At 44.2% G+C, this 19,878-nt stretch carries 24 protein-coding genes and 3 pseudogenes; 25 read left to right on the top strand and 2 right to left on the bottom strand.

Translation table 11 applies throughout. From position 1 onward, the window contains the following. The first annotated feature begins 3 nt into the window (after positions 1-3). The 8 genes and pseudogenes from A3I3_RS0100815 to A3I3_RS0100775 all read left to right on the top strand — a co-directional run bounded on the left by A3I3_RS0100815 (position 4) and on the right by A3I3_RS0100775 (position 7,488). Positions 4-660, top strand: a complete 657-nt coding sequence (locus tag A3I3_RS0100815) for a response regulator transcription factor (RefSeq protein WP_018370840.1) — start codon at positions 4-6, stop codon at positions 658-660. After that, positions 657-2,036, top strand: a complete 1,380-nt coding sequence (locus A3I3_RS0100810) for a HAMP domain-containing sensor histidine kinase (RefSeq protein ID WP_018370839.1) — start codon at positions 657-659, stop codon at positions 2,034-2,036. The genes A3I3_RS0100815 and A3I3_RS0100810 overlap by 4 nt, the downstream gene beginning before the upstream one ends. Positions 2,037-2,409: 373 nt before the next feature. After that, on the top strand, positions 2,410-2,874 hold the full coding sequence (locus tag A3I3_RS0100805; RefSeq protein WP_018370838.1) for a MarR family winged helix-turn-helix transcriptional regulator: 465 nt from the start codon (positions 2,410-2,412) through the stop codon (positions 2,872-2,874). Then, complete coding sequence (locus A3I3_RS0100800; RefSeq protein WP_018370837.1) at positions 2,871-3,599, top strand: ABC transporter ATP-binding protein; 729 nt, start codon at positions 2,871-2,873, stop codon at positions 3,597-3,599. The genes A3I3_RS0100805 and A3I3_RS0100800 overlap by 4 nt, the downstream gene beginning before the upstream one ends. Beyond that, on the top strand, positions 3,596-5,116 hold the full coding sequence (locus A3I3_RS0100795) for an ABC transporter permease/substrate-binding protein (RefSeq protein ID WP_018370836.1): 1,521 nt from the start codon (positions 3,596-3,598) through the stop codon (positions 5,114-5,116). Before A3I3_RS0100800 ends, A3I3_RS0100795 begins: the two co-directional genes overlap by 4 nt. An 8-nt stretch (positions 5,117-5,124) precedes the next feature. Further along, on the top strand, positions 5,125-5,436 hold the full coding sequence (locus A3I3_RS0100790) for a nuclear transport factor 2 family protein (protein ID WP_018370835.1): 312 nt from the start codon (positions 5,125-5,127) through the stop codon (positions 5,434-5,436). Between the two features lie 183 nt (positions 5,437-5,619). Further along, positions 5,620-6,132, top strand: a pseudogene (locus tag A3I3_RS0100780) (DinB family protein). Between the two features lie 30 nt (positions 6,133-6,162). After that, a complete protein-coding gene (locus A3I3_RS0100775) occupies positions 6,163-7,488 on the top strand; it encodes a replication-associated recombination protein A (RefSeq protein ID WP_018370832.1) in 1,326 nt (441 codons plus the stop codon). 27 nt (positions 7,489-7,515) lie between these two features. On the opposite strand, the gene A3I3_RS0100770 is transcribed toward A3I3_RS0100775, so the two are convergent. Further along, positions 7,516-8,334, bottom strand: coding sequence for a Cof-type HAD-IIB family hydrolase (locus tag A3I3_RS0100770; RefSeq protein WP_018370831.1), 819 nt, complete (start codon positions 8,332-8,334; stop codon positions 7,516-7,518). A 15-nt stretch (positions 8,335-8,349) separates the two neighbouring features. Further along, a complete protein-coding gene (locus A3I3_RS0100765; protein WP_018370830.1) occupies positions 8,350-8,928 on the bottom strand; it encodes a sugar O-acetyltransferase in 579 nt (192 codons plus the stop codon). Between the two features lie 168 nt (positions 8,929-9,096). Here A3I3_RS0100765 and A3I3_RS0100760 point away from each other — a divergent pair, with 168 nt between their 5' ends. From A3I3_RS0100760 to A3I3_RS0100685, 17 genes and pseudogenes are all read left to right on the top strand, one after another. Continuing rightward, a complete protein-coding gene (locus tag A3I3_RS0100760; RefSeq protein ID WP_018370829.1) occupies positions 9,097-10,020 on the top strand; it encodes an ABC transporter ATP-binding protein in 924 nt (307 codons plus the stop codon). Next, positions 10,013-10,783, top strand: a complete 771-nt coding sequence (locus A3I3_RS0100755; protein WP_018370828.1) for an ABC transporter permease — start codon at positions 10,013-10,015, stop codon at positions 10,781-10,783. Before A3I3_RS0100760 ends, A3I3_RS0100755 begins: the two co-directional genes overlap by 8 nt. A gap of 123 nt (positions 10,784-10,906) precedes the next feature. Continuing rightward, positions 10,907-11,359, top strand: coding sequence for a MarR family transcriptional regulator (locus tag A3I3_RS0100750; protein WP_018370827.1), 453 nt, complete (start codon positions 10,907-10,909; stop codon positions 11,357-11,359). 14 nt (positions 11,360-11,373) lie between these two features. After that, positions 11,374-12,594, top strand: a complete 1,221-nt coding sequence (locus tag A3I3_RS0100745; RefSeq protein ID WP_018370826.1) for an alpha/beta hydrolase family protein — start codon at positions 11,374-11,376, stop codon at positions 12,592-12,594. An 8-nt stretch (positions 12,595-12,602) separates the two neighbouring features. Continuing rightward, positions 12,603-13,133 (top strand): alpha/beta fold hydrolase, encoded by a 531-nt coding sequence (locus tag A3I3_RS10045; protein ID WP_223873776.1) that lies wholly within the window; start codon positions 12,603-12,605, stop codon positions 13,131-13,133. Beyond that, on the top strand, positions 13,130-13,414 hold the full coding sequence (locus A3I3_RS11060; protein ID WP_223873775.1) for an alpha/beta fold hydrolase: 285 nt from the start codon (positions 13,130-13,132) through the stop codon (positions 13,412-13,414). Before A3I3_RS10045 ends, A3I3_RS11060 begins: the two co-directional genes overlap by 4 nt. A gap of 91 nt (positions 13,415-13,505) precedes the next feature. Then, positions 13,506-14,567, top strand: a complete 1,062-nt coding sequence (locus tag A3I3_RS0100735; RefSeq protein WP_018370825.1) for an ABC transporter permease — start codon at positions 13,506-13,508, stop codon at positions 14,565-14,567. A 1-nt stretch (position 14,568) separates the two neighbouring features. Then, complete coding sequence (locus tag A3I3_RS0100730; RefSeq protein WP_018370824.1) at positions 14,569-15,234, top strand: ABC transporter ATP-binding protein; 666 nt, start codon at positions 14,569-14,571, stop codon at positions 15,232-15,234. Between the two features lie 47 nt (positions 15,235-15,281). Then, a pseudogene (gene msrB / locus A3I3_RS10370) lies at positions 15,282-15,545 on the top strand (peptide-methionine (R)-S-oxide reductase MsrB); the annotation flags it as partial. 57 nt (positions 15,546-15,602) lie between these two features. Beyond that, positions 15,603-15,749, top strand: a pseudogene (locus tag A3I3_RS10925) (response regulator); the annotation flags it as partial. A gap of 1 nt (position 15,750) precedes the next feature. Continuing rightward, positions 15,751-16,038, top strand: coding sequence for a hypothetical protein (locus A3I3_RS0100715; protein WP_240366763.1), 288 nt, complete (start codon positions 15,751-15,753; stop codon positions 16,036-16,038). Between the two features lie 77 nt (positions 16,039-16,115). After that, positions 16,116-16,556: a cupin domain-containing protein gene (locus A3I3_RS0100710; protein ID WP_018370820.1), complete on the top strand. Its 441-nt coding sequence runs from the start codon at positions 16,116-16,118 to the stop codon at positions 16,554-16,556. A 14-nt stretch (positions 16,557-16,570) separates the two neighbouring features. Continuing rightward, the gene (locus A3I3_RS0100705) at positions 16,571-16,891 is read left to right on the top strand and encodes a carboxymuconolactone decarboxylase family protein (RefSeq protein ID WP_018370819.1); all 321 of its coding nucleotides are present in this window, start codon (positions 16,571-16,573) and stop codon (positions 16,889-16,891) included. A gap of 35 nt (positions 16,892-16,926) precedes the next feature. Continuing rightward, positions 16,927-17,973, top strand: a complete 1,047-nt coding sequence (locus A3I3_RS0100700; protein WP_018370818.1) for a zinc-dependent alcohol dehydrogenase family protein — start codon at positions 16,927-16,929, stop codon at positions 17,971-17,973. A 105-nt stretch (positions 17,974-18,078) separates the two neighbouring features. After that, positions 18,079-18,558, top strand: a complete 480-nt coding sequence (locus tag A3I3_RS0100695) for a nucleoside 2-deoxyribosyltransferase (RefSeq protein WP_018370817.1) — start codon at positions 18,079-18,081, stop codon at positions 18,556-18,558. Between the two features lie 93 nt (positions 18,559-18,651). Next, entirely contained in the window at positions 18,652-19,056 is a 405-nt protein-coding gene (locus A3I3_RS0100690; RefSeq protein WP_018370816.1) for a PaaI family thioesterase, read from the top strand. A gap of 68 nt (positions 19,057-19,124) precedes the next feature. Continuing rightward, the gene (locus tag A3I3_RS0100685) at positions 19,125-19,697 is read left to right on the top strand and encodes a TMEM175 family protein (RefSeq protein WP_018370815.1); all 573 of its coding nucleotides are present in this window, start codon (positions 19,125-19,127) and stop codon (positions 19,695-19,697) included. The last annotated feature ends 181 nt before the right edge of the window (positions 19,698-19,878 follow it).

The raw sequence follows: 19,878 nt of genomic DNA, 5'->3' as shown, positions 1-19,878 counted from the left end.
AATATGTATAAAATTTTAGTCGTTGAAGATGATCAGATGATCAGCCAAGTGATTTGTGAGTTTTTGAAAGAAAAAGGCTATCAAGTTCATGCCGTTTTTGATGGGCAAGATGCTTTGTCAGCCTTTCAGTCAGAAGACTTTGACTTGTTGCTCTTAGATATTATGCTCCCTTCTATGTCAGGCTTGGATGTTTTAAAGGAAATTCGCCAGACTTCGCAGGTGCCAATTATGATGCTAACAGCACTAGATGATGAATATACGCAGCTGGTTAGTTTTAATCATCTCATCAGCGATTATGTGACCAAACCTTTCTCCCCTTTGATTTTAGTTAAGCGGATTGAAAATATTCTTCGTCAAACAAGTAGCAGTCAAAATGTCCTTTTAGGAGATTTACAAGTTCATTTGAATGATTGTGAGGTTTACTGGCAAAAAGAAAAGATCAATCTTACTAAGAAAGAATATGAGGTATTAGAAGTTCTAGCAAAACGCAAGGAACATCTGGTGACGCGAGAGCAGCTCATGGACACCATTTGGGGTTATAGTGAGCTTGATAGTCGTGTTTTAGACAATCATGTCAAGAATCTTCGTAAAAAAATGCCCGGTTTACCACTGAAAACAGTAACCGGTATGGGCTATCAGCTCGGAGGAGCATCTTCATGAAGATTGTCAAAAAGAACTTCTTATTGACGGCATCGCTTATCTTTCTTGTCGTGACAAGTCTTTTGATTACCTTATATGTGGCCATGCCTATCTACTATGAGCAGTCAAAAGTTCGTGAGATGGGTCATGAATTTACAGCTGTCCAAAAGCAGTTGGATAGAAAATCACTTTCAGATATGAAGAAGTTATTAGACGGTTATCATCCCAAAGGGTCACAGCTGATCTTTAGCTTGGCAGGGAGCGATGGTAATGTTCTTTATCCTAAAGTGAAAATCAGTGAAAATACTACAGAGTTTCAGATTAATATTTCCCCCTCTTTAGTTATTTCTGAAAATAATCGCAGTAAAAGTTTATCGAAAAAAATTACAACCAAAGAGGGGGAAAAAATTATTTTACGGGCAGAGTACTCTTTGCAGCCGATTTCAGATGCGCGACATGTATTACTACAGCTCTATCCTTTATTGTTATTTTCGTCTTTACTACTTGGTAGTCTAGGAGCTTATGTATACAGTCGCAATTCTAGTCGGCGGATTCAGTCTATTTCAAAGGTGGCACGTAAGATGACTACTCTCGATCCGAATGTAGTTTGTAATGTCAAAGGAAATGATGAAATAGCTGATCTAGCTAAAGATATTAATTACTTGTATGCAGACCTTTTAACCAGCATGGAGGCACTTCGGCTAGAAACTGAAAAAGCGGCAGAAAGTGAGCGTGAAAAAGCTGAATTTCTACGCATGACCTCGCACGAGTTAAAAACGCCGATTACTGGCATGATAGGAATGATAGATGGTATGATTTATAATGTCGGTGATTTTAAAAACCGCGATCTCTATCTTAAACGTTGTCGAACCATTCTAGAAGAGCAGACCCAGCTCATTCAGTCTATCTTAGCTGTCTCTAAGTTGGAGATGAAAGCGGAGTTGCCGATGAAAGAGATTTCTGTAAAAGCTTTGCTTGATCCACAACTGGACACCTATCAAATTATGGCAAAGTCAAAAAATCTGCATTTTCATGCAAGTTTAGAAGATGCTGTTATTTTTGGAAATGGGGACTATTTCCTCAAGGCAGTGAAAAATCTGCTGGATAATGCCTTTCATTATACGATAGCAGGTGGAGAAATTCGTCTTTCCTTAAATAAAAACCAATTAATTGTTGAAAATCAAGCTGAACGTTTATTAAATGATCAGCAAGTGGAACGTATCTTTCAACCTTTCTATCGTCCTGATTATAGCCGTAATCGTAAGGATGGCGGAACAGGTTTAGGGCTTTTCATCGTGCAGCAAATTCTTGAAAAACACGGGCTCACTTATCGTTTTGAAGCGGTAGAAGGAAAGTGGATGCGATTTACGATCTTTTTTAATCATCAACAAAAATAAAAAATCACAAGAAAGTTCTTGTGATTTTAATTATCCTGCGAGGTTGCTTTTGAAAATAAGTTTACTTTATAAAAGTTGATAAATTATAAGCGTTGACAAATAAAAAAGCACCGAATCGGCGCCCAAGTTGTGTACGGACTAAGCCTTATTTTAACTTGCTGTGTTGTTCTGAATGGTTCCAACACGTTTATTATATAATAATATTTTTAAAATGTAAATAGCTTAAGTCAAAATTTAAGGGTGAATGGACGAGAGAGTTGCATTTTAATATGACCTTTATTTTGGATAAAAATTATTGAAACGAAATATTTTACAAAAATAGTTCTATATGGTAATATATAAGGAAATTAGTTCTATATAGAAAGAGGAGTTTATGACAGAAACTTTTGACAATGGTGGTTATTTAACTTTGCAAATTCGTCTCTTGAACGGACGGCTTTTTAACCGACTGTTAGCGGCAGACGGGCGGGCTCTCTATTCGGCAGAGCAGGGGAAAATTCTCTCTAGCCTCTGGAAATGGGCGCCGATGACGGCAACTGATTTGGCTTTAAAGACGGGCTTGGCAAACAACACCTTGACCGCTATGCTTAAGCGTTTGGAGGATAAAGGCTTGATAAAAAGCTCCTCCCACCCTAAGGACAAGCGCAAGCGATTATTTGATTTAACTGAGCTGGGGCGCAGTCAAGAAGAGGTTGGTGCAGAAGTCAGCCAGCAGTTGGATGCTATTTTTTATAAGGGATTTTCACAAGCAGAAAGAGCAGAAGTTGAGGGATATTTGATGAGGATTTTGCAGAATTTGCAGGAAGTGGAAGACAGCGAAAGGTGGAAGAAAGTATGATTTCATTTGAAGAAGTCAGTAAAAGCTATGGCGAGGAGCAGGTGCTGGCGCCTCTATCTCTGACCATTGAGGCAGGCGAGTTTTTCGTCTTGGTTGGGCCTAGTGGTAGCGGAAAAACGACGCTTTTAAAAATGCTTAATCGTTTGATTGAGCCGACGAGCGGCAAGATTTTGCTCAATCAAGAAGATATTCGAGATAAGGATTTGCGTCAGCTGCGGCTGGACACAGGCTATGTCTTGCAACAGATTGCCCTTTTCCCCAATCTGACGGTGGCAGAAAATATCGAGCTCATTCCTGAGATGAAGGGCTGGACGAAGAAAGAGCGACGCGAGGCGGCGCGGGCTTTGCTAGAGCAGGTCGGTCTTTCTGCGGACAAGTATCTGGAGCGCTATCCAGCAGAATTATCTGGCGGTGAGCAGCAGCGGATTGGGATTTTGCGGGCGATTGTGGCGCAGCCTAAGGTGCTGCTGATGGATGAGCCCTTCTCGGCCTTGGATCCGATTTCGCGGCGGCAGTTGCAGGATTTGACCAAGCAGCTCCATGAGGACTTGGGCTTGACCATTGTCTTTGTCACCCACGATATGAAAGAAGCCCTGACTTTGGCAGACCGCATTTGCATTTTGTCGCAAGGGCAAATGATTCAGTGCGATAAGCCGGACGCTATCAAGGCGGCGCCTAAGAATGCTTTTGTCCAGAGTTTGTTTGAAGGGGAGGAAGTCCGATGAAAGATTTACTAATGACCTTTGAGGAACGCTCCAGTGACTGGTGGGCAGCCCTGCTCCAGCATTTACAGCTTTCTCTTGCGGCGCTTTTAATCGCCATGCTCATTGCTCTGCCTCTGGGTATCTGGCTGCATCGCTCCAAGCGCCTGTCAGAAGCAGTGTTGCAGCTGACGGGGATTTTTCAGACTCTTCCTTCGCTGGCTATCTTGGGCTTGCTCATTCCTTTCATGGGAATTGGCGCGGCGCCAGCCATTACTGCGCTGGTCATTTATGCCCTCTTTCCCATTTTGCAAAATACGGTGACGGGACTGGCACAAATTGACCCAAATTTGATAGAAGCGGCAACGGCTTTTGGCATGACTCGTTGGGAACGCTTGAAAAAGTTTGAATTGGCTCTGGCGCTGCCAGTCATCGTGTCGGGCGTTCGGACAGCGGCAGTTATGATTATCGGGACGGCGACCTTAGCGGCTCTGATTGGCGCTGGCGGTCTGGGGTCTTTTATTCTTTTGGGAATTGACCGCAATGACAGCAGCCTGATTTTGATTGGGGCGCTGTCATCGGCAGCCTTGGCATTCCTTTTTAACTACAGTATCAAGTTTTTGGAAAAAGCTAGGTTTAAGCAGATCTTGGTTGCCTTTCTAGTCTTGGTACTAGGGCTTGCTGGTTCTTTTGCGCCAGCCATTTCCCAAAAAATGCAGAAGGAAACCGTGGTGGTGGCTGGAAAGTTAGGGCCTGAGCCTGAAATCCTCATCAACATGTACAAACTCCTTATCGAGAAAAATTCAAACTTGGCGGTGGAGACCAAGCCTAACTTCGGTAAGACCAGCTTTCTCTATGAGGCTTTGAAAAAGGGGGATATTGACCTCTATCCTGAGTTCACTGGGACGGTGACATCAAGTTTACTCCGAAACCCGCCACAGACAACCAACAATCCTGAACAGGTCTACGAAGCGGCACGTGAGGGGATTTTGCAGCAGGACAAGTTAGCGTTGCTCAAACCTATGGCTTATCAAAATACTTACGCAGTAGCAGTCAAGCGTGATTTTGCAGAGAAAAATGAGCTCAAGACCATAGCTGACCTGAAGAAGGTGGAAAAGACAGCGACGGCAGGTTTCACACTGGAATTTAACGACCGTGAGGACGGCAACAAGGGCTTAAAGAGTAAGTATGGGCTGAATTTGCAGGTTAAGACTCTGGAACCAGCCCTGCGGTATCAAGCCATTCAAAAGGGCGATATTCAGATTACCGACGCTTATTCGACCGATAGCGAGCTTATCCAGTATGATTTGGTGGTGCTAAAGGACAATAAAGAGCTCTTTCCGCCTTATCAAGGAGCACCGCTTTTGCGTCAAGAAACGCTGAAAAAACACCCTGAGCTGAAGAACATTCTCAATAAGCTGGCTGGGAAAATCACCGCTAGCGAGATGAGCGATATGAACTACCAAGTCAAGGTTAAGGGCAAATCCGCCGAGAAGGTCGCGCGTGAGTATTTGACTAAGCATGGTTTATTGAAAAAATAGGAGGAGAGATGACTTTAGAAACAAACAAGCAAGATGCCATTGATTTTTACCGTACGGCCTTTGAGGGCAATCCGAAAAAGGCGGTGGAGCTCTATGTCGGAGACGACTATATCCAGCATAATCCAGCCGTGGAGGATGGCAAGGCTGGTTTTATCGACTATTTTGAGCGCATGCAGCGCGATTATCCTGATAAGTCAATCGACTTTGTCCGCGCCATTAGTGAGGGCGATTTGGTTGCTCTCCACACCCACCAAGTCGGGGCGGACTATGTATTAAAAGTATCTGATTTGTTTCGTCGCCCGCGCCGACAACGTGCCTGAGCTTGATTTTACTTCGTCGCCCTGGTCGACGGCGTGAATGAGTTTAGATTTTCTTCGTCGCCCGCGCCGATAGCGTGGCTGAGCATGAATTAGTCTCGTCGCCCTGGCCGACAGCGAGATTGAACTTGAATTTATTTCGTCGCCTAGGGCGACGAGGCAGAAAAATAAAAAGGAGCTAGAAAAATGAACGATTTGCAATTATTGAGTGATACCTTACTCCGAGCAGAGGAGCGTTTTATGGATGTTTTGGATAAACTGACGGTGGCAGAAAGCAACACCATGCCTTATCCGACCATTAAGTCGGTCACTTGGCTCATCTGACACACCGCGCGCATGCTGGATTATCAGACGGCTCCTTTGGCGGGGCAAGACCAACTTTGGTTTAGCCAAGGTTGGAAGGAAAAATTTGCCCTTGATTTGCCAGACGACACCGAGGATTGGCGCCATACGCCCGAAGAAGCGGCTAAAGTGGTAGTGGCAGATAAGGAACTCTTGCAAAGCTATTTGCGGGCAACGGTCGCTCTTGCGGTGGATTATTTGCGCAATCTATCGCCAGAAAGTTTGGAAGACATTGTTGACCGTTCTTGGACACCAGCCGTGACACGTGGAGTGCGCTTGGTTTCCAGCGTCGATGACGCGGTCATGCACTCAGGACAAGCCGTTTATACCGCGCGTTTGTTAGCATATAAAGGCTAAATAAGGTTTTCTTAATGAAAGGAGTTAGTCATGCCGCAAACCTCTTTATTCGATGATGAACTCTTGCAAACCGCACCCTTAGCAAGTCGAGTGCGCCTACAGAATTTAGAAGACTTCGTCGGGCAAGAGCACCTAGTAGGACAGGGAAAGTTTTTGCGGGAAATGATTGAGAAAGACCAAGTTTCTTCCATGATTTTCTGGGGTCCGCCGGGAGTGGGTAAGACAACTTTGGCAGAAATCATTGCCAAGAAAACGAAATCAAAATTCGTCACTTTTAGTGCCGTCATGAACGGTATTAAAGAAATTCGTGCAATTATGAATGAAGCGGAGAAAAGTCGCCATCTAGGTGAGCGCACCATTGTTTTTATCGATGAAATTCATCGTTTTAACAAGGCGCAGCAGGATGCTTTTTTGCCCTATGTAGAAAAAGGTAGTATCATCTTGATTGGTGCAACGACAGAAAATCCTTCTTTTGAAGTCAATTCCGCGCTTTTATCTCGGACGCGAGTGTTCATTCTCAAACAACTAAACAAAGAAGATATTATAGTCCTGCTGGAGAGGGTATTAGCTTCTCCTTTAGCCTTTCCAGATTTGAAAATCTCCATTAGCCAAGATATTTTAGAACAGATGGCTATTTATTCTAATGGTGATGCTCGCTCTGCGCTCAATGCTTTGGAAATGCTGGTTATCAACAGTGACATCAAAGACAAAAAGGTTGAGGTTAAAGAGGAGCTGTTAGTAGATGTGCTGGGCAAGAAGACAGCTTATTACGATAAAGACGGGGAAGAGCATTACAATATTATCTCTGCTCTCCATAAGTCTATGCGTAATAGTGATGTTGACTCGGCTATCTATTGGTTGGGACGAATGCTAGAGGGTGGGGAAGATCCGATTTATATTGCGCGGCGCTTGATTCGCTTTGCCAGCGAGGATATTGGGCTGGCAGATAATAGTGCTCTTAACCTTGCGGTCAATGTCTTTCAAGCATGTCGCTATATCGGGTTGCCGGAATGCGATGTGCATTTGACTCAAGCAGTCATTTATCTTTCGCTTGCACCCAAGTCGAATGCGACCTACAAGGCAAGACTGGCTGTCCAAAAAGATATTAAAGCAACCATTGATGAGCCAGTGCCTCTTCATTTGCGCAATGCGGCAACCAAACTGATGAAAGAGGTTGGCTATGGCAAGGGTTATCAATTAGCGCATTCGTTTGAGGATAAATTAACTACCATGTCAACACGCCCAGAAAGCATTGCGACACATGAATATTATCAGCCGACACAAGAAGGGAATGAGCGTAAAATTCAGCAGCGATTAGACTATATCAAAGAGTGGAAAGAAAATCATAGCACTTAAGTCAATAAAAAGGACGACCAGCCGAAACTAGTTGTCCTTTTCTATCTTTTCCAGATATTCCTCAATGACTTGCAGCACTCCGCTCTTGTTATTATCTGGAGCGCGAAAATTGGTAATCTCTTTGATTTCCTTGCTACCGTTTGCCATTGCATAACCATATTTTGCTAACTCTAGCATTTGTAGGTCATTATTCCCATCGCCAAAAGCTAAGAGTTGCTCAGGGCTGTAGCCCCAGTGCTTAAGGAGATAGCTCATAGCACTTCCTTTGTTAATTCCTCTGGCGATAATATCAATATTCCCATGACCGCTAGTAACAGCTTCAATCTGATTGCCCATTACTTGATGCAAGTCGTCAATGATTTTTTGTGTCATCTCTAGTGGAGTATTAAAGGAAAATTTGAGAAAGTGATCATCGGGAAGTTGGTGGAAGCTCTCAATCATCTCTAAACGATGGCTATAGATTGCAAAAAAGTCCTTGACCTCTGGTTCTACCTTGTCAAGAATGTAGGTAGCTTTTTCTCCACAAAGGCTCAATTCCATCTCTAAGTTATGCTTAAGTAGATAGTCCAAAACAGCCCTCACCAAGTCAAGAGGTAAACGATGGCTCTTGATAACTTTCCCTTGTTCAACGATATAGGCGCCATTTTCACTGACAATAGTCAACTCCTGCTCCAGATGAGGAAAGAAAGATCTTATCTGGTAGTACTGGTTGCCGCTGATTGGGACAAACTTAATGTCTCTTTCTTGCAATTTAGTGAAAATTTTAGAAAAACGTTCTCTATCATAATCGTTTTCTTGATTAAGAAAGGTTCCATCCATATCGGTAGCAATGACTTTAATATCCATAGTTTCTCCTTTGTTTTAGAGGATTTCTTTTTCTTGATCAATGTATTTGACCACTTGGGCAGGTACGCCAGCGACAAGCGTATTGTCAGGCATATCCTTGGTGACGACACTGCCTGACGCAACCACGCAGCCGCTGCCAATAGTGACACCGGGCATGACATTGACATTGGCACCAAACCAAACATTATCGCCAACGCGAATAGGTAGTGCTTTTTCCAAACCCTGATTGCGCCGCTTGTAATCCAGAGGGTGATTAGCTGTGTAAAATCCAGTTGACGGACCGACAAAGACATTGTTGTCGAGGCTAATTGGTGCACCGTCCATAAAGTAGCAGTTGATGTTAACAAAGCAGTCTTTTCCAAAGTTGATATTTTCCCCATAGTCGCAGGTGAAGGGGCTGAGTAGTACCAAGCCTTGGTAATCTTGACCAAGGAGCTTTTGTAAGACTTCTTGACGCTCTTTGATTTGGCTGGGTTTTAGCTGATTGAGTTCAAAACACAGATCTTGAGCCGCTATCCTTTTCTGGACTAATTCAGAGTCATAGTTGGCGTCGTACCAGTCTCCAGCCAGCATTTTTTCACGTTCAGTGGGCATCTTTATCTCCTTATTTACTTTTCGTTTTAGCTTCGTCTAGTTGAATGATACAGAACGTCTAGTTAAAATTAGTTTACCATAATTAACAGAATTTTGAGCAATTTTTCTTTTCATTTCCAAGTGAAAGTGCTACAATTAATCCTTGAAATACGGAGAAAGAGGTGGAAAATGTCATACGCACTCGAAATATTAGATCTGGTTAAGACCTATGACACAGGCGTAGAGGCTCTGAAAGGGATTGATTTGACGGTGGAGGAAGGGGATTTTTATGCCCTTCTCGGGCCAAATGGAGCAGGAAAATCAACGACCATTGGGATTTTGACTTCACTCATTAATAAAACGTCTGGTCAGGTCAAGATTTTTGGATATGACCTCGATAAGGATTTGGTTCGTGCCAAGCAACAGATTGGTGTCGTGCCGCAGGAGTTTAATTTTAATCAATTTGAAACCGTACAGCAGATTGTAGTCAATCAGGCGGGTTACTATGGTGTTCCGCGTCAAGTAGCGCTGGAGCGCAGCGAATTTTATCTCAAACAGTCCAATCTTTGGGACAAGCGACATGAGAAGGCTCGTATGCTGTCGGGCGGAATGAAGCGTCGTTTGATGATTGCGCGTGCCTTGATGCACGAGCCAAAGTTACTCATTTTAGATGAGCCAACGGCAGGAGTGGATATTGAGTTGCGCCGTGAAATGTGGGATTTTCTGCGCCAGCTAAATGAAGCTGGGACAACGATTATCCTAACGACCCACTATCTAGAAGAAGCAGAGATGCTTTGTCGTCATATCGGCATTATCCAGTCGGGGCAGGTCATCGAAAATACCAGCATGAAAGACTTGCTTGCTAAGTTGCAGACGGAGACCATTCTCTTGGACTTAGAGAATAACAGCCTGTCGCCAAAGATAATAGGCTATCCAACGACTTTTGAAAATGGTACTTTGGAAGTGCAGGTGGAGCGTGGTCAAGGGTTGAACTCGCTCTTTCAACAACTAAGTGAACAGGGAAGTCAGGTTCTTTCGATGCGTAATAAATCAAATCGTCTTGAAGAGTTATTTCTCAAAATCACAGAGAAAAATGGAGGTCATCATGTTTAAACTCTACTGGACAGCTCTTAAGAGCCTCACTGCGAAAGAAACACACCGCTATTTGCGGATTTGGCTACAAACCTTGGTTCCACCGGTGATTACAACCTCGCTTTACTTTATTATCTTTGGGAAGATGATCGGCGGCCGAATCGGTGATATGGGTGGTTTTTCTTATATGGAATTTATTGTGCCCGGCTTGATCATGATGTCGGTTATTACCAGCTCTTATGCAAATGTCTCTTCCTCTTTTTTCTCGCAAAAATTTCAGCGAAATATCGAAGAAATCTTGGTCGCGCCAGTTCCTAGTCATGTCATCATCTGGGGCTTTGTTCTGGGTGGTTTGGGACGTAGTATATTGGTGGGAAGCCTAGTCACCCTTGTTTCTCTCTTTTTTGTCCCTTTGCATGTGCATTCTTGGGCTGTCGTTTTGCTGACGTTGGTCTTGACAGGGATTCTCTTTTCTCTGGCTGGACTTATCAATGGGATTCTGGCTCGGTCTTATGATGACGTCTCAATCATGCCCACCTTTGTTTTGCAGCCACTGACTTATTTAGGCGGCGTCTTCTATGCTATCTCTATGCTTCCGCCCTTTTGGCGGGCGATTTCCAAGGTCAATCCCATTGTCTATATGATTTCAGGATTTCGTTCAGGATTTTTAGGAATCAATGACGTTCCGCTTCCTTTATCTTTATCTGTTTTATTTGCCTTTGTTGTCGCTCTTTATGCTTTTGCTTGGCGTTTGATTGAGCGAGGACATGGGCTAAGGAGTTAGCTAAATTTCCCAACTTTTGGGGAGTTTTTTTATTGACTATTATTTTCCCTTGCCTTTTTAGAAGAAAGCGAGTATAATTAGTTTAGTTCATACAAAACTGAACTTAAAACGCAGGAGAAAAAAATGGAAAAAGAGTATCGGCAAAGATTGGACGAGATTGCTGAAATTTTTATTGGTTTGGATTTTGCCAAAAATCAGGCGCGGATTTTGGCTTTTTTGGTCATGGAAGAAAAGGGCGCGGTGAGTTTCAATCGGATTGTGCAGGAGCTGACCTTGTCCAAGGCTAGCGCCAGCACAGCGCTCCAAGCCCTTATCCAGAAAGGGCTAGTTGCGTATCAAAGTCAGGAAAATAGGCGGGAGCGGATTATTCAGGTCAATCTTTACGGGGTGGTTGACTATATCAGCTATCGGATGCAGATTTTACAGGAGATGCGTTTGCTGTTTGAAAAAATGGCTGAGCATCATCAGGCGGATGAGAACTACAGTCGTGAGTTCCAAGATATAGCCCTGCTTTATGACAATTTGGACGAAGCGGTCATGAAGATTTTGAAGGCTTTTAAAGGAAAGCACAGTTAAAAAAGGAGGTTGGTATGAAAAAAGATCAAGCGATTTTAAAACGGCAAGCAAGCAAAATCAAATTTCGGAATAAGGATATGGATTTTATTCTCAACTGGGTCATGGGAATTAGCCAGATTGTGGGCATGAGTGCGGCTGAGGTTTTGCAAGTTGTTGAGCCTGTCCGAGACGGCAATCCTAGAGACTGGCGTCAGGCTTTTGAAGAGCATGCCAGCGTTTGTCAAAGCAAGGCTCATCAGGCTGAAAATCAGGGTTTTCTGCGCCCTGCTTCTCAGGAATATTTTGCGGCTTGTTACTCTCTGCGAGCTGCTCTGCAATTTTCCGACCCGACCTTGCCCGACTTTATGGAGCATTATCAAGAAATGGAAGCGAATTTTCTCAAGGGGGCAAAATTGAGGTCGCTGCCCTTGCGTGAGGTCAGCTTTCCTTATGAGGGGCAGGAGCTGCCGGCTTATCTGCTAGAAAGTAAGGAGCTAGCTGCGCCAACTCTTTTGGTGATTGGCGGCGGTGATACTGGGCGCGTGGATTTGTTTTATTTTATGGGCTTGGCGGCTTGGGAAAATGGTTATCAGGTGCTCATGGTGGATTTGCCCGGTCAAGGAAGCAATCCTGCTAGGGGATTGACTTTTACGGTTGATGCGGGGCGAGCAATTTCAGCTATCTTGGACAGCTATCAAGCACCGAGCGAGCAACTAGCCATTATGGGTTTCAGCGGCGGTGGCTATTTTACAGCGCAGGCAGTTGAGAAAGACTCGCGTATCAAGGCTTGGATTGCTTCAACGCCGATTTATGATATCAAAGCGGTCTTTGAAAGGTCTTTTAAAGCGGCTCTTACTCTTCCCAAGCCCTTGCTGCGATTGGGTTGCAAGGTCATTTCAAATTTTAATGAAGCAGCGGATGTTAACCTCAAAAAATATGCTTGGCAGTTCGGGGTGACAGACTTTAGCCAAGCGGTGGACAAGGTGCTGAAGGAGGCTCAGACGGTTGCGCTTGAGCAAATCAAGGTTCCGTCTCTCTTTCTTCTTGGGAGCGGTGAAAGTTCTGAGCTCTCGCGGCAGGCAAGAGAAATAGAACAAAATTTGCAAGAAGCCCAGATTTCGGTTACCGTTCAAGAATTTGATCTGGCAAGCGCTGCGGATGCCCATTGTCAGGTTAATAATCTGCGCCTGCTGCACAATACAGTTCTTGATTGGCTGGATAAGATTTTCAAACAAAATCATGAGGAAAGAAAGTGAGGTTTGCTATGTTTTATAAGGTTCAAGGAAACGATTTGCATTATCAGGTGATAGGCGAGGGGACGCCCGTTTTATTGCTGCATGGGCTGACTTGTTCTTCAGACTTGATGATTGGCTGCATGGAGCCGATTTTTGAGCGGAAGCCGGGCTACCAAAGGATTTATGTGGATTTGCCGGGCATGGGCGGCTCTAGCGGAAATCTAGAAGTGGCTAGCTCGAATGCTATCTTGGACATTCTCTTGTCCTTTATTGACGCAGAACTAGCTGGCAAGGCTTTCTTGCTGGTCGGTGAGTCTTACGGCGGCTACTTAGCGCGGGGAATTCTGGCGGAAAAAGTAAGTCAGGTTTTGGGCCTCATGCTGATTTGTCCGTTAATCAAGCTCAATCCCGCAGACAGAATATTACCCCAAAAGAGCTTGGTTGTTGGCGATTTATCAATTGATAAAGAAGATAAGGTTGAAGAATTTTTTCAAATCGCAGTCAAGCAAACCGCCCATACCTACCAGCGTTTTGAAAAAGAGGTGGTGGCTGGCAAATGATGAAGCCTGAATTTATCGACAAGCTGCAAAGCCAATACGCTCTGTCTCTTGATGTGGATGAAAAAATCAAGGAAATCGGCTACGATAAACCGTCCCTCTTTTTGGCCGGACGGCAGGATCAAGTCGTTGGTTTCGAGCAGCTGGCAGCCTTGCTAAGAAACTATCCGAGAGCGAGTTTGGCTGTTTTGGACATCGCGGGGCACAATTTGCAAATTGACCAAGAAGATTTGTTTGCAACTCTGGCAGAAGAGTGGCTAGAGAGGGTTTTTGAGAATGATTAACTTACTTGCTTTCTGAGAAATTTACTAAAAAGCTAGATTATTCTGGCTTTTTTGCTATAATAATCTTAATTGATTTCAAAGGAGCGGGCTGGTGTTTTTAGCAATTAAAGAGATTTTCTATCATCGAGGGCGTTATCGTTTAGTGGTTGCCGTGGTTTTTCTGATTACCTATATGGTGTTCTTTCTATCTAGCTTATCGGTCGGCTTGGCTCGGCTCAATCGCTTGGCGCTGGATAATTGGCAGGCTTCGTCGGTCGTTTTGTCCGAATATGCCAACAACAATCTGACCGCCTCAACCTTGAGCGAAACGGATTACAAGGCTTATCTTACCAAAGAAAATATAGCAGAGCTGGGGCAAATGGCGGTGGTCGCTAGTCAAGAGGGGAAAGCGAAAAAGGTCAATGCACAGGTGTTTGGCTTGACCGAGGACAGCTTTCTGGCACCGCCTATCGTGGCTGGACGCAAGGCGCAAGAGTTTGGCGAGCTGGTTGCTGATAAGAGTATTGAGCAGAAAGGTCTGGCTTTAGGAGACACGATTCAGCTCAATGGTAGCAAGAAAACCTATAAAATCGTAGGTTTTACGCAAAATAATAGCTTTTTCACCCAGCCAGTCCTCTTTATGAGCTTGGATGATTTGCGAGAGCTGAAATATGGCTCTGCCAAAGTCAAAAATAGTAGCCTTTTGGTGGTAAAAGACCAAGAAAAAATTTCCGGTCAGGGGTTAAAGCAGATTTCGCTAGCCACTCTCATCAAAAACATCCCCGGCTACCAAGCCCAGGTGTTGACTTTCAGCTTTATGATTGGCGCAATGGTCGTGATTACTGCTTTGGTCTTAGGGATTTTTATCTACATCATCACCATTCAAAAAATCCACCTCTATGGCATTATGCGAGCGCAGGGGATTTCCAGTCGGACGATTATTGCTTCTATTTTTTGGCAAATTTTTATCTTAGTTAGTCTGGGAATGGGGCTGGCTATGCTCATGCTAGTCGTCACTCAGCAGTTTTTACCAGCTAGCATGCCCTTTTATAGCGATTGGCAAGCCTATGCCCTCTTGACCTTGGTCATGCTGCTCATGTCGCTTTTAGGTGGCTTTCTATCCATTCATAAGGTCAGCAAGATTGACCCTATCGTAGCAATCGGAGGAGACTAGTATGGCGATTTTAGAATTGAAAAATGTCAGTAAAAGTTATGGTCAAGGGCATACCTTGATTGAAGCCTTGAAGCCGACCAATTTTTCCTTGGAAGCGGGTCGGTTTGTCGCCATTATTGGGCCGTCAGGCTCGGGCAAAACAACCTTTCTAACGATTTTAGGGCAGTTGCAACATCCAACGACGGGTCAGGTATTTTTGCATGGCAAGGATACGGCGCAGTTGACCGAAAAGGAGCGAACGGCTTTGCGTTTGCATGAGTTTGGTTTTATTTTACAAGCGTCCAATCTCATCCCTTTTTTAACCATTGAGGAGCAGTTTAAGCTGGTTGATAAATGCTCGAAAAAGGAGAAAATCAGCCGGGAGGATTTGCTTGATTTGCTCGATTTGAAGGGGAATTTGCAGAATTATCCCAAGGAATTATCAGGCGGAGAGCGGCAGCGGGCAGCCATTGCCAGAGCCCTCTACAATAGTCCAGAAATTGTGCTGGCGGATGAGCCGACGGCAAGTCTCGATACAGAGCGTGCCAAGCGTGTTGTTCACCTGCTCAAGCGCGTGACGCGGGAATACGGCAAAAGTGTCGTCATGATTACCCATGATACGCGGCTTTTGGACGAAGTGGATGAGCTTTACCAGATGCAAGACGGTATCTTGCAGCAGCTCCGATAAGAATAAAAGGCATTTCTCTAGGAAGTGCTTTTTTGCTTGAGGAAACTAAGTTTGAGTCTGGCTGCGGCTGACCTAGCTTTAGCCGCCCGATTAGTTCAGATGTCGCGACCTAGAAGGAAGACAAGAGTTTCAACATGACCCGCACTGAGGTTAGAAGCCGCGTGGGCAATTCTCACCTTAGGCATGTCTTTACAGACGGACCTAAGGACAAGGGAGGACTGCGTTACTGTATCAATAGCCTGTCCATTCGCTTTATTCCTAAGACAGAAATGGAAAGTCAGGGCTATGGCTACCTGCTCGATTATGTCTAGTCAGCATTTTTGCAGGATTTTTGCTATAATATAGCTAGAAAATGCAGGAGTGAGACAGTGTATTCGATTATTATTGTGGAAAATGAATACCTTGTTTGGCAAGGTATTTCTTCTTTGGTGGATTTTGGAAAATTTGATATGAAACTGACAGGTCAGGCGGAGAATGGTCTTTTGGCTTGGGAAGCCATTCAAGCCGAGCAGCCGCATGGAGTTGATTGTGGATTTTAAGCGGGCTTATGGTGCGACTTTGCGGGCGGTCGAAGATTGCCTAGCGACTTTCTTTCCAGAATTACTTGACAATGAACGCACAGACTTTATCTATTCTTTCTTTCCTTATCTTTTTGGGCTTCATGCCTACGCGGTGGGCACTGTCAAGCAGCGTCTTGCCTTGAAGGAAGCAAAGGTAAATTACACTTTTTACAGCGTTTATCAGCTTACTTTTAACTTAGTTAGAAAACTTTTAGATATTGAAAAGGACAACCATAATTTGTAATAAACTATCGCATAATCTATTTGTTATTTAGTAAAAAAAGGACTATACTAAAGTTGTAATAGTAAAGGAGGTAGGATATGAAATACACAGATAAAGAACAATTCCAAGCAGCCAATCATTTTGGCTTGGGGCAGTCAAATGACACCTACGCTCAGTATTTTATTGGACAATCTTATTTGAACAATCTGGGTGCAACAGCAGATGGCGGTTTGACTTTCCATAATGTAACCTTTGAACCGGGTTGCCGCAATAACTGGCATATTCACACAGCTGATAAAGGTGGCGGACAAGTGCTCATCTGTACGGCGGGCGAGGGTTGGTATCAGGAAGAAGGAAAACCTGCTGTCAGCTTGAAAGAAGGCAGTCTTGTGATCATTCCTCCTAATGTTAAACATTGGCATGGTGCCAAGGCTGACTCTTGGTTCAGCCATATTGCCCTTGCTGTGCCCGGCGAAAATACAGCCAATGTCTGGCTGGAAGAAGTATCTGACACAGTCTATCAGGCTCTGGAAGATTAGAAATGGAGGTTTTCATGGTAGAAAAACAGACTGCAGGACGCGATAATTTAGGAAAATTCGCTCCAAAATTCGCAGAACTCAATGATGATGTCCTCTTTGGACAAGTCTGGTCGCGCGAAGCTGAATTGCCAGTTCGTGACCGCTCGCTCATTACCATTACCGCTTTGATTACAGGTGGGAATTTTGAACAACTGCCTTACCATATGAAAAAAGGTAAGGAAAATGGCTTGACCCAAAAAGAAATAGCAGAAGTTATCACCCACTTAGCATTTTACATCGGCTGGCCCAAGGCTTGGTCTGCCTTTACCATAGCAAAAGAAGTCTACGGTGACTAGCTCTCACATCATTTCACAATAGAAAAGGAAACAAAATGAAATCAGCAGTATTTGTAAAATCTGGTCAAATGGCCATTGAAGATATTCAAAAACCAACAATCGTGGAAGCAGACGACGCTGTCATTCGCGTTGTGCGCTCTTGTGTCTGTGGTTCAGACCTCTGGTCTTACCGTGGCGATGATAACAAAGCCGAGCATTCGCCTAACACGGGACACGAAATTATCGGGATTGTTGAAGAAGTGGGAAGCGACGTCAACACGGTCAAAAAAGGGAATTTTGTCATCGCGCCTTTCACACACGGCTGCGGACACTGTGCAGCTTGTAGTGCAGGCTATGAGGGCGGCTGTCAGTCTCACGGTGCCGATACCAACTTTAGCTTTGGCTACCAAGCAGAGTACGTTCGTTATACCCACGCGGATTGGTCTTTGGTGAAAATCCCTGGTCAACCGAGCGATTACAGCGAGGGCATGATTAAATCTTTCCTTGCTCTAGCTGATGTGATGCCGACGGGTTACCACGCGGCACGGGTTGCCAATGTCAAAGAAGGCGATACTGTAGCCGTTGTCGGCGACGGGGCAGTTGGACTTTGCGCTGTTATCGCTGCGAAACTTCGCGGTGCCAAGCGCATTATCATCATGAGCCGCCACGAAGACCGTCAAAAACTAGCTTTGGAATTTGGTGCGACAGATATTGTCGCTGAGCGTGGTGAAGAAGGAGTTGCCAAGGTGCTGGAGCTGACAGGTGGAGCAGGAGTGGATGCTGCGCTGGAATGCGTCGGAACGCATTTGTCAACAGAAACAGCGATTAGCATTGCGCGTCCGGGCGCTACAATCGGGCGGGTCGGCGTGCCGCATACAGACGACATCAATGTTGGCGATTACTTTATGAAAAATACCGTTTTCGCTGGCGGACCAGCTTCGGTGACGACTTATGACAAAGCGGTGCTGCTCAAAGCAGTCCTTGACGGCGTCATCAATCCTGGCAAGGTCTTCACCCAATCTTACAGCCTAGACGATATTGACCAAGCCTATAAAGATATGGCTGACCGCAAGACCATTAAGTCAATGTTGGTGGTGGAATAAAGCAGAAAACCAGTAATTTACTGGTTTTTCTTTTGATAAAATCCAGACAGGATTTCTTTTTCGTGATAAAATAGACCTATCAGTTACTTTTTTGAGGAGGTTTCTATGCACATTTATTTTGCAAGTCCCTTGTTTAGCGAAATGGAGCTGGCCTTCAATCGCCAATTAGTGGACAACATTCGGCATCGTTTTCCAAAAGTAGAAGTTTTTCTGCCGCAGGAACAGGGCGAAATCAATGATAAAAATGCCTATGCAGACTCTAAAATGATTGCCAAGTTGGATACGGAAGCAGTCCTGAAAAGCGATTTGCTGATTGCCATTCTGGACGGGCAAATCATTGACCCGGGCGTCGCTTCAGAAATCGGTGTTGCCTACCAAGCAGGCATTCCTATACTGGCGCTATATTCTGATTCGCGTCAGCTGGGCGCAGAAAATCCCCAGAAAATAGAGGCTCTGAAAACAGTAGCCGAGTCACAATTCTCCTACGTTAATTTATACACGGTCGGCTTAGTGAAGCTAAACGGACAGGTGGTCAACTCATCTGAGCAGTTGCTAGATGTGCTAGAAGGATATGTAAACCCTTGATAAATCATAAACAAGTGACTACTCAGTTGTTCTAGAAAGAGGAAAATATGAGAACAAAAGACAAGTACACATTTAAATTAAAGGACGGTTCTTATGAAAGATTTTCACTTTGATGCCATTTCAGCCTTTGAAAATTACGAGATTGAAAAAATGAGCGACGGTCAGGTCATTGTAATGACAAAGGTCGTAAATTCCTCGCTCAATTACTATGGCAATGCCCACGGCGGCTATCTTTTCACCCTGTGCGACCAGATTAGCGGCTTGGTTGTGATTTCACAGGGAGTGGACGGGGTGACACTGCAGTCCTCTATCAACTATCTCAAAGCGGGACAGCTAGGCGATACCCTGACCATTTGCGGGACTTGCGTCCATGCGGGGCGGACAACTCGGGTAGTGGATGTTGAGATTAGCAATCAAGCGGGCGACAATATCTGCAAAGCCACTTTTACCATGTTTGTGACAGGGCGGAGAGACGAGAGAGCACAAGTGCGTATCTAAGCTAACGTCGACAAATTTCTGTAACTACTGTAAAATAGGAAAATATCTGAAATAGGGAGATGATTTTCATGAAAAACACCATAATGGACAAAGAACGCCTAGGCGCTTTTATTGACGCGGTCATTGCTATTGTCATGACTATTTTAGTTTTGGAATTGGAAAAGCCGCAGGAATATTCACTAGCAGGACTTTGGGAGCTTCGCGCCAGCTTTTTCGCCTATGCCTTATCTTTTTTCTGGCTGGGAGCTATGTGGGTCAATCTTCATTTTTCATTTCATCAAGTTGAAAAAATTAGTCAGAAGACTGTTTGGGCAACGATTATCATGCTCTTTCTCTCATCTTTCTTTCCCTATACAACCAAGCTAATAGCGGCTGATTTTTCTAATAGTACTATGCAGGCTTTTTATGGTATTGTAGTTTTGCTCATTACTTTTTCAGTGCAATATTATTACAGAACACTCTATGAGATCAATCCTAAAATGTTTGAAAGCTACAATATTCGTCGGCAAACTTGGGCACGCTATGATATTGGCTTAAAAGTATTGGGCTTACTATTGAGTATCAGTATTTTTCCGCCAGCAAGTAGTGTGGCGGTTCTCATTACGCTGACTTGTCTGGTCATTCCTAATCAATTAAAGTGACAGTTTTGTAAATTATTGACATCGTTTAAAAAATAGTAGCAATGTCTTTGTAATAGAGTTTTACTATACTAGTAGTATCAATAAATAAGACACGAAAACCACAGAAGCAATTCAGCCTCTGTGGTTTTTGTTTAATGAGATTTTGCAAGGAAATAAGCAACAAGGGAGTGGGACAGAACTA

The sequence above is a fragment of the Streptococcus massiliensis DSM 18628 genome (genome assembly GCF_000380065.1).
In the GTDB taxonomy this organism is placed as follows: Bacteria; Bacillota; Bacilli; order Lactobacillales; family Streptococcaceae; genus Streptococcus; species Streptococcus massiliensis.
This window is presented reverse-complemented; position numbering and strand designations above follow the sequence as displayed.